This window comes from Swingsia samuiensis (genome assembly GCF_006542355.1).
Classification (GTDB): Bacteria; Pseudomonadota; Alphaproteobacteria; order Acetobacterales; family Acetobacteraceae; genus Gluconobacter; species Gluconobacter samuiensis.
This window is the reverse complement of sequence record NZ_CP038141.1, coordinates 1,318,409-1,334,277: the sequence shown is the minus strand read 5'-3', so window position 1 is coordinate 1,334,277 and position 15,869 is coordinate 1,318,409. Positions and strand designations below refer to the sequence as shown.

The window sequence follows — 15,869 nt, the reverse complement described above, 5'->3', positions numbered from 1 at the left end:
TAAGCCGGAGGATATCTCTCTGAAAATAAAGAGGAATTTATTATTTTTGTGTTGACAGAGGGGCAAAATTGAAATGGCTTTTTAAGCCTTATAGCAGCCTATCTCATCTCACCTTATCTCAGTATTTTTTGATTTCTTCATACACCATTGCACCCCTGGTGCGGCGGGGATGGGGACGAAAGATGCGAGGAAGAATGAACAAGGTGTGTTACGTTATAGTTTATAGTGTAACACACCCTCCCTTCTCTCCATTCAAACCCATCCCGGTTTCTCCCATCCGGCTTTGGTCTTCTTCCCTCTTTGTGTTACATTACTCGTGAGATCATGACCAAAACGCCCTTTTCCCCCTTTTCAGCTCCGGTTCGATTGGAACGCATTGAGCCGTCGCGACACTGTTGGCGCTTTTACCAATTGGAGGTGGGGATCGATCTCTTGGGTCATTCTTGTTTGACCCGGTCCTGGGGGCGCATTGGAACAACTGGGCAAGAACGTTCTGAAATCTTTGAGGAACCTGACAAGGCACAAGAAGCCCTAAAGCACTGGGTGCAGAAGAAGCAACGTCGAGGCTACCAGCTGAAAGACAAACCATGACCTCTTCTCGTTCGTCTCAACGCGGTTCATTGCCTAGTCCAGGTTTGAAAACGCGAAAAGTATTATCCGCTTCTCGATCTGTTCATGCGGATGGGACGACATCTTTAACCGGCATGCAGCTCTTTGATCCGTCAGGGGCACGGAAATATCTGACTGAATCAGAGCGGGCTGGTTTTTTAAAAGCCGCGGAGCATTTCCCGCGGGAGGTGCGGAGCTTGTGTTTGTTACTGGCCTGGTCGGGATGTCGCTTATCAGAAGCGCTTGCTTTAACGGCCGATCGGGTGGATCTGGTTGCAGGGGTCGTGATCTTTGAGAGTTTAAAGAAACGTCAGGCCGGGATTTATCGGGCCGTGCCCGTGCCGCCTGTGGTTTTGGAAACACTGGATCTCGTGCATGGGGTTCGTCAGGTGCAGAAGAAGCGCGATCGAGGGCAATCGCTTCGGTTATGGCCTGTGGCGCGCATGACGGGTTGGCGCATGGTGCATCGGGTCATGCAAGAGGCAGGGCTCTCAGGTCCTGCTGCATCGCCTAAAGGCTTACGGCATGCGTTTGGTGTCGCCGCAGTCTCGAAAGGGATCCCGCTTAATCTCATTCAGAAATGGCTGGGGCATGCTCAGCTGTCCACCACCGCTATTTATGCCAATGCGTCAGGTCAGGAAGAGCACCACATCGCTCAGAGATTGTGGGGGTGAAAGAAAATAGAACATCTCGAATAAATGACACGGTCTAAAAGACTTTCCGTTATGAAATATATAACATTTTAATAACTGGCTTTTGATATCGATCTTTTTAAGAGATCGTATAATACTATCATGATTGTTAAAGGATAATTGTTCACTTCATGTCTGCCATAAACGATAATTCAACACCCCTTTACGTATTTAATGAAGGGTCTGTTCCAGCAGATGTTCCTGGAACATGGGATGATCAAACGCTTAACGTGCTTCGTATCAAAGGGGATGAAGCACATGCCGCTAGTCTGGTGATTTCAAGAGATACGCTTCCTGTCGGTGTTGAATTACCGGATTATATAGAAAATGAGATTATCCGGTTAAAAGAAACTCTTCAGGACTTTGAACTCAAAGCGAGACTTCCGGTTGATTGGGCTGATGGACCCGGAGAAGCACTGCTCACGCGTTGGCTATCTGAAGAAGGGAGTATCGATCAGGTGATGGCGTGTCGTCTTGTTTCGGATCGAAAAATTCTCATTTTTACCGCCACTCACGTCACACCCATGCCAAGCGGGACATATCGTACGGTTATGAGGATCATCAATGGTTTTCGTCCACGTTCCTCTGAACAAATAGGTTAAATCATGCCCGCAGCTGCTCGCCTTGGTGATCCGATTGGGCATAGTAAAGCTCTAACGGGATTTGTGGCTGGGGCGGTCACAGGTTTGGTTTTTGCGACGGGCGTTGCGATAGCTGCCACAATGGTTGCCGGTGCCGTTGCCGCTGAGGTTGTAACAGCGGGATTAGCCACTCCTCTTGTTGCTGGAGTAGCGGCAACGGTTGGGGAAATCGTCGTTTCTGGTGCTGTGGGCAGTTATCTGAGTTCCAAAACCGAAAATATTGGTGAAAACATTGGCTCTAAAATGCAGGCCTCCACGGGTCTGGTGGTGGAAGGGTCTTCGAATGTTTTTATTAACGGTAAACCCGCAGCCTTTGTTACCAAAAAGGTGGTCTGTTCTAAAATAGGCCATCCTTCTGGAGATATGGTGGCTGAAGGGGCTTCAACCGTTTTCATTAATGGCCAACCTGCAGGACGCGTGGGGGATCAGGTTGTGTGTGGTGGGAAGATCATGGCGGGATCTTCCAATGTTATTATAGGCTCACCGACCAAGCGTGTGTTGAGTGTTAATCCTGAAGTCCCCCATTGGGTGCGTACGGCTGCTTTCGTGGCCTCTTTTCTGCCTGGAGTAGCTAGGGGAGCTTATAGACTTGCAGGAGCTGCTATAAAAGCTGTTGCTGAGAAAGGCCTAGTCGGTGCAGCGAAAGCGGGTGGAAAAGCCGTAGCGCGGGCTATGGAAAGAAGAGCGATTGGTGCCAAAGGGCAGAATTTTTATAAAACTAAATATTTAAAAGAGCATCATGCTGCTGAAATTGCAGATACGAAGGCTAATTTTAAAACTCATGGAGTAAGTTATGAAGAGGCAAAAAAATATTTGAATACAGAAGAAGGTAGGAAGTATATTGATAAAATGCAAAAAGCGGATCCTAATGCTTCTTTAGAGAGTATCACTGATAGAGCTGTAGGAAATATACAATCAGGTTCTACGTTGCCAAAATCAGAAGAAGCATCCTCTCCCTTATATAAAATCGTTCCTCCTGAAGAGGGAGTTACCGCATATTCTCCTTATTTTATGAAGAAAGAGGAACTTGAAGCGGCACAAAAATCAGGCAAAAATTTAGGAGATTATTTTGGTCTTCCTGTTAAAAGCGAGCGTGGAACATATGATGTTTATGAAGTCACACCTCGTAGCTCAGCCACGGTATGGAGCAGTAAAATAGCTCCAGCGTCTGATCTTGGGGGAATAGTTATACGAGAAGGGGGTGGAGAACAAACGTTAATTTTAAACAGAGGCGAGTGGAATGAACCTGTGAAAATTGGCCAAGTTAAAAATTAACCTAGAAAAAAGAAAGGGTACAATTATGGATCAGAAATTAATAAAAGAAACAGCCGATAAATTGGAAGCGACCTTAGAGAAATATGCTCCGCTTAATAAATATGCAGCAGAGTTAAAAAGCATGTTAATGCCGATTATTCGAAAAGCTCAAGCTGGTCAAATTACTGTACCAACAGACCGTCTTCCAGGATTTTATTTTTTTCCTGAATTAGGCTTGCAGGACTATCGTGAATTAGAAGATGCATATGCAAAATTTAATATACAGATAACAGGGGGAATGACAGAAGATTTAAAAGAAATATTTGCATTTCTGGAGGAAAATAAGAAAAAAATTCTAGCAGAAGAGGCTGCAAAGAAAAATGCTGAACAACATGACTGAATGTAGCTTGGAGATGTTACTTTAGAGAAGTATTTCTTCAATCAGGCGAAAGCTCAAAGGAAAGCGAAAATAAAGCCATACCGTATGGGCTATTAACTCACGTAAAATTGGCACCTTATAACTCACTGGGGCCTTGTTCATGCGCGCGGTCTAACACGATGAACTTAACGTGACAGCACCGCATCGCGATCAAAGAACTAAAACATGCAGGCAAACTGCCGGGCACAATACAGCACCGATAGGTGAAATATCTGAATAATGTGATCGAAGCCGATCACGGCAAGCTTAAGCAACTGATCAGGCCCGTGCGCGCCTTGAAAAAAGGACAGGGCAAATTCTTCCAGTTCCAAGACGGTATCATGGGAGAACTGCGTCTAATTGAAAGACAGTTTGGGATCTACGTATTCTAAAAAACCGGAAATTAAGTCCGTATAAACCGTTCCAAACTTTGCAACAGGGCCCGTTATGTTATTATGGGTCTAATCAAACGGCGATGATCGGGCCGGGGTAGGCCTGTACGAGCGGATCATGGGTTACCAGACGGATCCCCTCCACCGTCGCCTGAGCCACGAGGATACGTTCAAAAGGATCCCGATGCACATCGGGAAGCAGCCCAACTGCTAGGGCATGCTGACCGGTAATGGCCAGTTCTTCGTAACCGTTCTCGATCAGGCCACGACGTAACAGGTGGGGATCAATCTGGAAGTCTGCACGTCCCAGTCCGACTTTTATGGTCACTTCCCAAATACTGGCAGCACTGAACATCAGGTCATGATTTTGATCTTCCATCAGGGACCTTGCGCGCATTGACAGCCGGTCAGGATCTCCGGCAGCCCAGAGCAGAAGATGAGTATCCAGAAGCAGCTTCATGCCGGACCGTCGAAGAGAGAAATAATGACTTCCTCGCTCATACGATCAAAATCCTCTGGAAGCCGTATCTGTCCGACTAAAAATCCCAAACGTCGTTTCTCATGCTCTTCGGGAGCTGTGACCGGACTGACACGCACCATTGGCCGACCAGCTTTGGCGATGATGAAGCTTTCGCCTTTCATGGCGGCCTCAATCAGCCGAGACAGATGGGTTTTGGCTTCGTGAATATTAACGATGCGCATGAAATGCGAATAAGGCGGTGCTGTCACGTTAAGTTCGTCGTGTTAGATGGAGTGCATGAAAACGCCTCCTGTGAGTTACAAAAGGCACCGCTTTCTACGTGAGTTAATTGCGCACGTGGTATGGCTGTATTTCCGTTTCCCATTGAGAGCTTCCGCCTGATTGAAGAGATGCTTTTCGAACGTGGAATTATGGTGTCATATGAAACGATCCGTCGCTGGAACCTGAAATTTGGTATGGCTTATGCTCGTCGTTTACGGCGTAAAGCTGCCAAGCCTGGCGATGTATGGCACCTCGATGAAGTGAGGATCGTCATCGGTGGTAAGGCGCACTGGTTGTGGCGTGCTGTAGACCAAGATGGTTATATCCTTGTTGAAATCTTACAGACACGACGCAATACTAAAGCTGCTCAGCGTTTATTGACCCGTCTTTTGCGTAAGCAAGGAGCGTGTCCACGGCAGATGATGACGGATAAGCTAAAATCCTATGGGGCCGAGAAACGTAAACTTCGCCTGTCTGTTCGACACCTGTCTCACAAAGGGCTAAACAATCGAGTGGAAAACAGCCATTTACCGCTGCGAAAACGGGAACGGGTCATGCAACAATTTCATTCTCCCCGCGGATGTCAGAAGTTCGTCTCCGTCTTCTCTACCGTCCGTAATCTCTTCCTTCCACCCGCTGCTAACACCAACGCTCTCACACGACATAATCATCGCATCCAAGCATTTGCTCAATGGAAGGTCGCAGCCTCTCTCGTTGCATGAAAGCCACGCGGAAATGCTTCTCTCAACTTCCATAAGTTAACGTGACATCCCCTGTGAATGTGCTGAGTTTAAAGTTGGAAGATATACGAAGCGTATAAGACTGTATCGGGGCGAAACGCCACTCGTAGTGATACCGCATCTGAGTAGTGCAAGTGGCCTCAACAGCAATGAACCTATCGAGAAAGCTGGGAAAATCATTCGTGAATGGCTGCTGTAAATGGCTCTGTTGCCAAGTTCTAGCTCCTGCCTGAAACCTTTATTGGCTTTGAGATGGAACGGTTAGCATGAATGATTTCCATCTCTGGCCAACCCGAAATACCAAAGCTACCAAACGGTTTCTAGGCAAATCTGTGAACGAACTAAAAAACTGGGAGACGTGCGCCTGATTGGAAAGGCAGTTCGAGATCTACACATTCTAAAAAGCCTGTAAACCAGGCCCTCATCAGCTTCTCTCAGCTTTGCAACAAAGCCATATCTTCCATCATTTCCCGCCTTACTACGAATACCGCAAGGCCTTGACGAATAACCTAAATGCTAGAGGGGCCTGCCGTCGGTTGGGGTAATAAAGATGATACCCGGGCAGGTCGGGCGTGAATTTGGCTAGCACCCTCACCAATTGATCATGTTCAATAGAGTTCTGAACCATGTCCAAAGGCAGATAAGCTAGTCCATGCCCGTTTAAGGCAGCATCCCGAATTAAATCAAGACTGTTGAGGATCATCTGCCCTTCCAGTTTTATCCGCGTTTCGCGTCCCCCCTGCATCACCCGCCAGCCATTAACCGTTTGCGATGTCGGGAGACGCAAATTAATAGCCCTATGTTCAACTAACTGTGCTGGAGATATTGGCATTGAGTGCGTGCGAAAATAGTCCGGTGAGCCAACTATAGCCATGGGGATATCTGGGCCGATCCGTACGGCAATCATATCTTTCGCAATCTCGCCACCCAGTCGAACTCCGGCATCGAAACGGTCTTTCACCACATCTGCCAACCCATAATCGATGATTATTTCTACCCGAATATCAGGATTATCCCACAGAAGCTGTTTTATTTTGGGAAGAAGGATAGTTGTTGCGGCATGCTCCACGGCCGTAACACGAATCGTTCCCGAAGGGCGATCTCGTAAATCGCCTAGAGATGCAACCGCCACATCCAAATCATGTAGCACATGACCAAGTGTAGCAAGCAGCCTTTCTCCTGCCTCCGTAGGTGCCACGCTACGCGTGGTTCGTGACAGCAACCGCATGCCTAACCGCTCTTCAATACGTCGCACAATCTGACTGAGGCCAGACTGCGCGATACCTAACCTGCGGGCTGCTTTGGTAAAACTACCTTCTTCGGCAACTGTTACAAATGCTATTAAATCGGCAATTTCATCCCGCCGCATTTATCATTCCAGTGATAAGGCCATGACAGATTATCTGTATAATCTATGTAATGGATTTATCCTATCCTAATTGCATCAACAGGAGATAAACCATGCGCAATATTAGTTTTATAAATACTAACAATCCTGCGATTACCTTGTCAGCCATCATGAATTTCCCTGAAGGCTTCGACGAAACCAAGAAATGGCCGGTCATTGTCGTCTCCCATCCCGGCGGAGGTGTAAAGGAACAAACAGCTGGCACCTATGCCCAAAAACTAGCCAAAGAAGGCTTTGTGACAATTGCATTCGACCGCTCCTATCAAGGTGCAAGCGGCGGTGAGCCACGTCAGCTTGAAAACCCCTATATCAGCACAGAAGATGTCAGCGCCGTTATCGACCACCTGACAACGCTGTCATATATCGACCCAAACCGGATCGGTGCGATGGGCATTTGTGCTGGAGCCGGCTACACGGCCAATGCGGCCATTCAGGATCATCGCATCAAAGCAATTGGTACTGTCAGTGCAGTCAACATCGGATCCATGTTCCGCAATGGCTGGGACAATTCTGTCCGCTCAATTGATGCCCTCCCTCTTATTGAAGCTGGGGCAAACGCTCGCACTACAGACGCCACAGGAAACAACTATGTTACCATGCCTTTGGCGCCATTAACGGAGAAAGATGCGCCGAATGAAGAATTACGCCAAGCGTGGGAATATTACCATACGCCGCGCGCTGAATATAAAACTGCTCCCGGTTTTGCAACGCTGCGTAGTCTAAACCAAATTATCACCTATGATGCTTATCACATGGCCGAAACTTATCTGACGCAGCCGATCCAGATCGTCGTAGGGAGTGATGCAGGTAGCAAATGGATGAGCGACGACCTTTATAATCGCGCAGCTAGTACGGACAAGTCAGTCCATATCATAAAGGGAGCCAGCCACATGGATCTCTACGATAGAGAGAATTTTGTGACCGAAGCCGTTTCTGTGCTGGCTCCATTCTTTCACGCCAAACTATCCTAACAAACCACACAAAAATAAGGATTATTCAGATGAAATCAGTCCAAATCCAAAATAGTGATATGCCATGGTCGATTGCGGCCAATATCTTATTTCCACCCGGATTTGATGAAAGCCGGACTTACCCGACCATCGTCAGTGTTCATCCTTTTGGAAGCTGTAAGGAGCAGACCTCAGGGAATGTTTACGGCAACGCGTTGGCTAAAGAAGGCTTTGTCGTCATTACCTATGATGCCTCCTATCAAGGGGAAAGTGGAGGCGCGCCTCGTTGGATTGAAAGTCCATCCCAGAGGGTCGAAGATATTAGTCATGTAATCGATTATGCGGTGACACTATCTTATGTCGATGCAGATCGTATCGGTGTAATTGGTGTCTGTGCCGGCGGGGGGTATGTTATCAACGCTGCGCTGACAGAAAAGCGGATTAAGGCTGTTGCCGCTATTACACCGATCAATCTCGGTCGCCTGTTCCGCGAAGGCTTCAGCGAATTTAATCCTCTCGGTACACTAGAGGCCATGTCAACGCAACGTACGAAAGAAGCGCGAGGAGAAGAACTTCAAGTCAATGAACTGTTACCACAAAACATCGAGACCGCTCGTACAAATGGATTGACAGATCGAGATGTTTTAGAGGCTACGGACTACTATAAAACACCCCGTGGCCAAAAACCTGGTGGCTGGACACGAATGTTGTTTAGTCATGCACAGAAAATTTTGTCATGGGATGCATTTGCTTTTGCAGAAACCCTACTGACCCAGCCTGTCATGGTTGTAGTAGGAGAAAAAATTGGCGCATTTGGGGCTTATCGAGACGGCATAGAAGTTTATAGTCGGGCTACCACCTCTAAAGATCGACAGATCGTTTCATTGGAGAACAGTTCTCATTACGATTTGTATGACAAACCAGAGGCCGTAGAACTGGCACTGAACAAAATCTTCCCGTTTTTTAAGATGCATCTTGGAAAAAATGCATCGATACAGAATGAATCTGATTACACTAACATAAAGTGATGTCTATCATATTTATGTAGGCCTGTTGTAAAATTTGCAGAGAGAGTGCGACATCGTTTTTTACGAGATTTAAACGCGCTTTGCGTCACATTCGTAATAGTTTCATCACAGGATATAACCGTCTTTATCAACGACACGCCAGAACCAATACGAGACTTGCCATCAACAGCAGTCCCGTACAGGAGGTTAGCACTACGTTCCTCTTGTTCCTAATGGTAGTGCTATAGCTTGATACATCCAACGTATCCAAGCTTTCTACTCAGTGAAAAACTTTAATTTCTCAAATCACCTAAAATTAGTCAAATTCAATCAGTTTCAGTTCTCCTGCATATGATGATTGAATCAAGGTGCAGCATACCTTTTCCAATAATAGATATTCTAATTGACCGTATTTTTTCATTTATATTTATAACCTTCGGGCCTGATACTATATCTCCAAGCCTTTCTATATGTGAGCTCTGGTAGGCTGTAATGATGAAGCCATTTTCGCAGATATAGTCAATTTTATATAAATACTCCCTTATAATATCTGGCCTATCATATAGGTATATTTCAGAGACATCATTTGCGTTAAAAAACTCTACCTCAATAAATGGATTGGTTTCTTCATTCGTATGATGATTATATCGACCTTTTGGGACTGAAGATATTACATCTTTCTCACTACTATATGGATCTGAATATTCTGATCTAGAACTTTGCCTGACCACAAAACCATCGAGTATTTTTTCCTTGAAGAAATATCCGTTACTACTATCTTCTTTTAGATTATTCTTTATAGTATCTAATATATAATTTTTGTCTTCTTCAGTATTATCCTTTAAATTATAAATTTTAATATAAAAATACGTACTATTCAACAAGATAGCTTTTTTGATGATTACATCATCAATTTTTTTAATATCAGGAGTTGTATTGGAAGATATAACCCCATCCTCTGAAAGCAATGGGTAAATAAAAGTTTGTCCCTCAGCAAACTCATCAGCATATTGAATAGGAATCCCTCTATTCCAATGATAATTTTCTAAATTGTCACAATAATTAATCAGTTTATCTTCTTTTAATCCCATAATTTTAATTTCAGAGCCCAAAACAACCTCACTCACAGGAAAAGTATTATTATTTTGTTCTACTTTTTTCTTTTTTTGAATCAGTCTTTTTGTATAAATTGTCGATATAGCGGCTCTTGAAAAAAATGAAATAAAAAAGAGTTTCGGATCTATATCTTTAAAGTCATAATAATCTATCGATGACCCAAGGTGAGGCCAATGTCCTATATCCGTATCTATATCGTGAGATAATGAATCAATATTATTCTCTTCCATTTTTTGAATAATAAAATCCAAATTTGAGTAAACTCCCACGCTAGAATCTAGTGAAATATAGTAATCATAGTGGATGTTTTTTAACCAAAACAAAATAATCAAATATTCAGAATAAAGCCAAATTCCCCCTGTTCGAGCAAGCCCTACATCCGATAAATCTCTTTCACTAACACAAAACACTTGGTACTGAGAGGGTACTTTATTCAAATTACCCTGATCGACATCAAAAACTATAAAAACATCTCCAAAGTCGCAATTCTCCTTAACGCGCATAAACTGCTTTTCTATATTGACATTCCAATCATAGCATTTAAACAAAACAGCATACGACATAATTTCACCCTCCTACTTTTGTTTCAAAAGAAAATTCTAACGGCACATTATCCCTCAAAAAAGTGTCTTCCACCTCATTATCGGCCTCTATTACTTGCCAAAATGTGTTCTCGAACAATATATTGCGCCATCTATTTTGATCCAAAAAATCTGCTGCCATTTTTCTTTTAGATCTAGACACCAAGTGTTCAAAAGAACGCATTTGAAAATGACTTATATAAAATGTAGATAATATGTTATCAGAATTATTTACTGCATAGTTTTGAAAATCATTTTCAAATAAATCATAAAAATTCTCTCCCCATGTTGTCGCAATATTAGCAATTCCATCTGAAAAAGGCTTATGTTTGTAATTTGCTCCAAACCCATGGAAAAACGTTCCTAAATCATTATTCATCCAATCCTCATCTATACACGAAGTTTTTACAAATACTTTTCCATGCTGGTTGGGAAATTTATTACGATGTATAAGGTTTTTTGTTACTAAACCATTAGAATTAAATATATTATCGCCAGGACCAAAATTGAACCAATTGACATGTACTGCATCGTATTGTGTAAATTTAGCAAGAACATCATTGATTGATAATTTTTCTCTTATCGTCACAAACTCATCAATATCTATGAAGCCGACCCATATATTTCTATCCATGTAATTATTTATGTAGTCTTTATACATTTTTTTTTGTTCTCCTTCGCCAATATAATGTATAAAGTTGACAAGTGGATTAGGTCCCTGTGTAAAAGGGTATACTGCTTTATACAAAGGAATCGGATCATCATCATTGCAATACAACCAAATTTTATTTACGCCAATATATTTATAGTATAGAATCCACTCTACTATATTTTCTTTTTCATTTCTCGCACAAGCAACTATATGGGTTTGCATAAAAACTCCTATAATATAAATTAGTAATGGTAAAGAAAGCTTGTGTAAAATAAAAGTTTCATTCCAAAAATTAATTCAAACCATTCAACCCAAATACTTTTCCCAACATAAAAAAATAAAACTGTTGTCGGTTTTCACTACACGCGATTATAAGCGCTCGTTACAATTATCCCTTGCTGCGCGCGGTATTGATCTGACATAAATAAATCGTGGATGAGTCATTACGATCTTTCGCCCCCTTAATTTACTAGGTAGCTGCATACCTGAACCTGATTACCAGTATATGGATCCGTTGAAAGCAAATATACTGACTTATTAACAAAAAATAACACAGACGTAGCTGTCGATTTTAGCAGGTCTAGCACCTTTCACGAAACCTGATCTGGGCAAACCCCCTTGATAAGCTATTTACTACATAACTTGTCTCGGGCCAACTTTATACGACAGTTATATGTCGTAATAGGTCTGAATTGTGCTTCCAACTCAACCCTAGGGAAAGCCAAGACTACCAGACTGAACGATCTTTTCAACGCTCCCTCTGGGGAGCTTTTTTATAGGAAAACATATAATGGCAACTGCATCTGACATTACAAAACAACTCGTCACCATCATTGAAAATGCTGCTGACGAAGAGATCAAACCCTCACAAAAAGCGAAACTTGAAGCAACCGCTGCTATAATTGGTAATCTAAGTGATGATCTCGCTCCTCTTTTAGAAGAACATTATGACGTGAGCGCACTTCTGGCTGGTATCAGCAAAATTGAAGCTGGTGCAATCGAAGTTGAAGACGGTTTAGCGAACATCAAAATCGCCCTCAAAGGGAAGACGGCCACAACTCCGACGTTTCCTTTATCAGTCTAGGATATACTCAACAATAATGAGTTACACGATCAGTTCGACTTACAAAAAAAAATAAGAAACAATTAAAAATTACTCTCTTCTTTTTAAAGCATTTTAACAACTGGGATGGACGTCCCAATCATCATGGAATTCCTATGCCTGTAACAGATAGCACCACTTGCGCTCCGAGCGACAAACCTCCCTCAGTATTAAGCAACACAAATACAAACACTCCAGAAAACATTCTTCTAAATAGTTTAAATTTTCTCGTTCAAAGTGTTGTCGCTAGCCCCTTTTTTAATACATTAACAGCCAGTACTCTTAACGAAGCTGTTAATAGCGACGCAGTGCAGAAAAAAATCCAAAGTATTTTATCACAAACAAATCTACCTTCCCTCATTGCCGAGGCCAAAGATAGTGCATCTCTCGCGTCTGTAAGTGCCACACAAGCAACTGCTTCACAAAATGCTGCAGCAATTAGTGAGCATAATGCAGCGACATCGTCTCATCAAGCAGATGAAATCTTAAGTGAAATCAAAGCTACTACAGAAAAAGCAGTTTATGATGCCTCTAATACAACCATCGTTAATATTAACACCGCAATTAATGCTCAAAAAAACAGTCCTGGCGGGGTCGCAGGTCTTTCAGAAAATAAGCACCTCTCGCTGAATGGTTTTTCAACTATAGGAGTAAGTGATGATGGTCACTTGCTCCTCTCAATTGATATCCCTACACAAGACCCACTTGTACCAGGTGCGTTATGGAACAACGGTCAATATATTATGATCTCCACAGGAGAAGCCAAATGAATAAATTTCTTATACTTGCAGCCATTTCCTATGTTTCATTCTCAACCAGCTATGCTGCTAGCCAGATTATTCCCAACCATATCCAGCACCCTTTAAAAGCTCCCAATAATGCTCTCATGGATCGCATTGGGAGCTCAGAGACAAAAACCTCCCCTACTCTCGCTCCGGGAGGATTGTCAGATAAGAACGTTATTTCTGGCCTACCTTGGTCTGCAAACCTAGGTGATATCGCAACTTATGCTGACAACTCTGTTCAGCAAACAGATATTGGCACAAAAGTAGCTGGGTTAGACAAAACGGGTAATATAACTGCCCCTATCAACACACAAAAACTCGATGCCAGCAGTTTCTTGCGTGTTGGAACATATTCCGGCGGGAATAGTTATGCGGGATATCAACCACCTTCTCCGTTAGGCAGTTTTTTTACAGGTAAAGCTGCGGATAATTCATATTTTGATACGCCAGGAATGCCCGGTATTCCAACGGACAAAGCCCTCATTTTAGGAGGTCAACGCCCAGACGCAAAAGCGTTCGAATGGATTTTTGGTCAACCGGATAGTACTAATCTTGGTGCAGTCGTTGACTTTGTCGCCATGAACGGCATGTCAAGCGGACAAGGAACTGGTGTCTCTGCGGGACAGTTTGGCGTCATGCTCAATTATATGAACTATGATGCCGTTGTCCGCGGGACCAGAACTGGATCAACTCCACCAAAATTTATTGCATCAGGGGCTATCAAAGACCCTGACGGTATTACACACACCGTTACATTTACTCCTGCCGGCGCAACATTTTCTCCTGCACTACCCGCATATTGGGGCAATCTGATTCACGATGGGATGAATGTTGCGACAAATGAAATTGGCGTTGCTAACGAAAAAATCCCAACATCCAACTGGAATATGCCTTGGGAGGCACATAAAAAATTTAGACGATCATTTAATACCTATTTTGGAACTATCGTTGCATGGACCAAAAATCCTGATGGAACAATTCCAAATATTACCGTTGATGGATGGGTCGTTCCTCAACAAAACACTTATGGATTTGGATCAGATTGGAAGAAAGTTCCAGGGAGAGACACATTAGATGGCTCCAAGCCTGCACTGGACACTCAATTTACACAAATCAAAGCTCCCGCAATTCTATTTGGGATGTATACTAAAGCATTTACGCAATACGAATTATGTGACCTTGAGCCACAAAGCAAACACGGCGATCTTAATAACCCGAATGGCAGTATAGGAAGTCTGGTTCATGAATGTGATCATGAAGTAGATATGTGGAACCATGATCCAGCCGATTATCTTAACTCTCTCCATGGCTATACTCTCGCTGTAAATAACAGCGGAGGAGGGAAGCTAACAAAAGATAGTTATGGCTGGACAATCGACGGTGGCCATGCACTTCCACTGGGTTATCACGTGCGTAATCTCCTATCTGGTTCTGTCGCTTACCAAGCTATGGGGGACGGGTCGATCACAAGTTCTAATTTTTATGCACCATACACTCTTGGTGCAAACATTGGAGACACAAGTCTTGCGCAAACATGGGGGACTGAACTTGGGACCGGAGGAGTAAACACATCAACACTCCGCCTTATTCAATATCGTGATTCGAAGCCCATCACAGGTGAGAACAACCCTGCAGCACAACAAAAAGTTTCTTTACACCTACAATGGAGAGCTGATGCATCCAAAAATCCTGCTGATGAAAGCGGCACCCCTGGCGGACAAATTGTTTATAACCCCCCTAATCACGAATATGCCCTAGGGTTAGGCGCTGGAGGAAGCCTTCAACAACCTCATTACGGGTTATATGTGGATCAGGATGGTAGTGTATCTCTTCCTAATGGGGCCACAACGACTAACGGAAGTAGCTTAGGTTTTGTCCCTCAGAATGGAGATACACATGGACATCCTTATCTCTACGCAGCTGACAACAATCATATCTCTTTAAGAAATACCTCCGGAACAGAAGGAGGATTAACCGTTGGTTTGCTAAATGTTGACGGTGATTCTACTATTTCTAGAAATATGACTATCCTCGGGGAAAGTTCTTTTGAAGAAGGAGGAGTGATTGGAAAAGGTCAAGGATTAGCGTTTAAATATGTAAACTGGTTATCAGGGCAGATTCCTATGCTAGAAGCCCTAGATGCTACAACACTTTATGCCACGACAAATGCTGGTAATATCTCATCAATAAAAGCATGGAATGTTAATGCGCTAGGGCGTTTTAAAGAGGCCCTTTATACTCCGCCCTCAAGCTCTGCTTCATGTAGCGCTGGTGAATTTTCAGATGATACAAAATATCATTATGTTTGTGTATCAAACAATCACTGGAAACGTATCGCATTAAGTGATTTTTGATTTTTAAATTTATCAAGCCCACCTTCGGGGGGCTTGATAAATCACATTTTTAACAAAGCCACTTTAATCTATCTGTTAACGCCGTTCTGCGCCCGGAAGAACTAGTTGCCAAATCCTTAAAAAAAAGATAAGCGCAAGATATGAAAAACTTTACTCTCTTTTTCGCTCTGTAATGCGCGTGCCACTAATATTCGTTTTTTTACTGCTATCATCCTGTACTTCAGCACCTTCATTCCCTATCGTTGGTGCTTACTTTCCTGCATGGATGCTCTGTGGTTTTTTAGGTATTATTATTACATTTACTCTACGCTATATTTTTATTCTTCTAAATATTAACAACCTATTAAGATACCATTTATTTACTTACACAGCTTTAGGAACTATTGCTGCATTACTCATCTGGGGAACTTTTTTTGGTCCATAAAC

Annotated in this window: 16 protein-coding genes and 2 pseudogenes; 13 read left to right on the top strand and 5 right to left on the bottom strand. The window is 43.2% G+C overall.

The genetic code is table 11. From position 1 onward, the window contains the following. The first annotated feature begins 324 nt into the window (after window positions 1-324). The 6 genes and pseudogenes from E3D00_RS10715 to E3D00_RS06155 form a co-directional block, all read left to right on the top strand. Window positions 325-591, top strand: a complete 267-nt coding sequence (locus E3D00_RS10715) for a WGR domain-containing protein (protein WP_141460905.1) — start codon at window positions 325-327, stop codon at window positions 589-591. Further along, window positions 588-1,283, top strand: coding sequence for a tyrosine-type recombinase/integrase (locus tag E3D00_RS06175; protein WP_246091378.1), 696 nt, complete (start codon window positions 588-590; stop codon window positions 1,281-1,283). The genes E3D00_RS10715 and E3D00_RS06175 overlap by 4 nt, the downstream gene beginning before the upstream one ends. Window positions 1,284-1,432: 149 nt before the next feature. Continuing rightward, the gene (locus tag E3D00_RS06170; protein WP_141460903.1) at window positions 1,433-1,903 is read left to right on the top strand and encodes a DcrB-related protein; all 471 of its coding nucleotides are present in this window, start codon (window positions 1,433-1,435) and stop codon (window positions 1,901-1,903) included. 3 nt (window positions 1,904-1,906) lie between these two features. Further along, entirely contained in the window at window positions 1,907-3,217 is a 1,311-nt protein-coding gene (locus E3D00_RS06165) for a PAAR domain-containing protein (RefSeq protein WP_141460901.1), read from the top strand. Between the two features lie 25 nt (window positions 3,218-3,242). After that, a complete protein-coding gene (locus E3D00_RS06160) occupies window positions 3,243-3,596 on the top strand; it encodes a hypothetical protein (protein WP_141460899.1) in 354 nt (117 codons plus the stop codon). 182 nt (window positions 3,597-3,778) lie between these two features. After that, a pseudogene (locus E3D00_RS06155) lies at window positions 3,779-4,006 on the top strand (DDE-type integrase/transposase/recombinase); the annotation flags it as partial. A 73-nt stretch (window positions 4,007-4,079) separates the two neighbouring features. On the opposite strand, the gene E3D00_RS06150 reads toward E3D00_RS06155, so the two are convergent. After that, window positions 4,080-4,466: a type II toxin-antitoxin system VapC family toxin gene (locus E3D00_RS06150; RefSeq protein WP_141460897.1), complete on the bottom strand. Its 387-nt coding sequence runs from the start codon at window positions 4,464-4,466 to the stop codon at window positions 4,080-4,082. Continuing rightward, window positions 4,463-4,708, bottom strand: coding sequence for a type II toxin-antitoxin system Phd/YefM family antitoxin (locus E3D00_RS06145; protein ID WP_141462401.1), 246 nt, complete (start codon window positions 4,706-4,708; stop codon window positions 4,463-4,465). Before E3D00_RS06145 ends, E3D00_RS06150 begins: the two co-directional genes overlap by 4 nt. A 55-nt stretch (window positions 4,709-4,763) precedes the next feature. Between E3D00_RS06145 and E3D00_RS06140 the strand changes: the two are divergent. Then, window positions 4,764-5,470: pseudogene (locus E3D00_RS06140) on the top strand (IS6 family transposase). 496 nt (window positions 5,471-5,966) lie between these two features. Here E3D00_RS06140 and E3D00_RS06130 read toward each other — a convergent pair. Further along, window positions 5,967-6,857, bottom strand: a complete 891-nt coding sequence (locus tag E3D00_RS06130; protein ID WP_141460895.1) for a LysR family transcriptional regulator — start codon at window positions 6,855-6,857, stop codon at window positions 5,967-5,969. Between the two features lie 92 nt (window positions 6,858-6,949). On the opposite strand from E3D00_RS06130, the gene E3D00_RS06125 reads away from it, so the two are divergent. Both E3D00_RS06125 and E3D00_RS06120 read left to right on the top strand, forming a co-directional pair. Next, the gene (locus E3D00_RS06125; protein ID WP_141460893.1) at window positions 6,950-7,867 is read left to right on the top strand and encodes an alpha/beta hydrolase; all 918 of its coding nucleotides are present in this window, start codon (window positions 6,950-6,952) and stop codon (window positions 7,865-7,867) included. Between the two features lie 29 nt (window positions 7,868-7,896). Then, window positions 7,897-8,874 carry an alpha/beta hydrolase gene (locus E3D00_RS06120; protein WP_141460891.1) on the top strand — a complete coding sequence of 326 codons (978 nt, stop codon included), beginning with the start codon at window positions 7,897-7,899 and terminating at the stop codon, window positions 8,872-8,874. Window positions 8,875-9,179: 305 nt separating this feature from the next. Here the strand turns inward: E3D00_RS06120 and E3D00_RS06115 are convergent, their stop codons facing one another. Both E3D00_RS06115 and E3D00_RS06110 read right to left on the bottom strand, forming a co-directional pair. Further along, window positions 9,180-10,532 carry a hypothetical protein gene (locus E3D00_RS06115; protein WP_141460889.1) on the bottom strand — a complete coding sequence of 451 codons (1,353 nt, stop codon included), beginning with the start codon at window positions 10,530-10,532 and terminating at the stop codon, window positions 9,180-9,182. A gap of 4 nt (window positions 10,533-10,536) precedes the next feature. Next, a complete protein-coding gene (locus E3D00_RS06110; protein WP_141460887.1) occupies window positions 10,537-11,424 on the bottom strand; it encodes a glycosyltransferase family 2 protein in 888 nt (295 codons plus the stop codon). 568 nt (window positions 11,425-11,992) lie between these two features. Here E3D00_RS06110 and E3D00_RS06105 point away from each other — a divergent pair. From E3D00_RS06105 to E3D00_RS10675, 4 genes are all read left to right on the top strand, one after another. Further along, entirely contained in the window at window positions 11,993-12,286 is a 294-nt protein-coding gene (locus E3D00_RS06105; protein WP_141460885.1) for a hypothetical protein, read from the top strand. A gap of 134 nt (window positions 12,287-12,420) precedes the next feature. Next, entirely contained in the window at window positions 12,421-13,074 is a 654-nt protein-coding gene (locus E3D00_RS06100; RefSeq protein WP_141460883.1) for a hypothetical protein, read from the top strand. Then, entirely contained in the window at window positions 13,071-15,443 is a 2,373-nt protein-coding gene (locus E3D00_RS06095) for a hypothetical protein (protein WP_141460881.1), read from the top strand. Before E3D00_RS06100 ends, E3D00_RS06095 begins: the two co-directional genes overlap by 4 nt. Window positions 15,444-15,615: 172 nt before the next feature. Continuing rightward, entirely contained in the window at window positions 15,616-15,867 is a 252-nt protein-coding gene (locus E3D00_RS10675; protein ID WP_141460879.1) for a YtcA family lipoprotein, read from the top strand. Window positions 15,868-15,869: the final 2 nt, after the last annotated feature.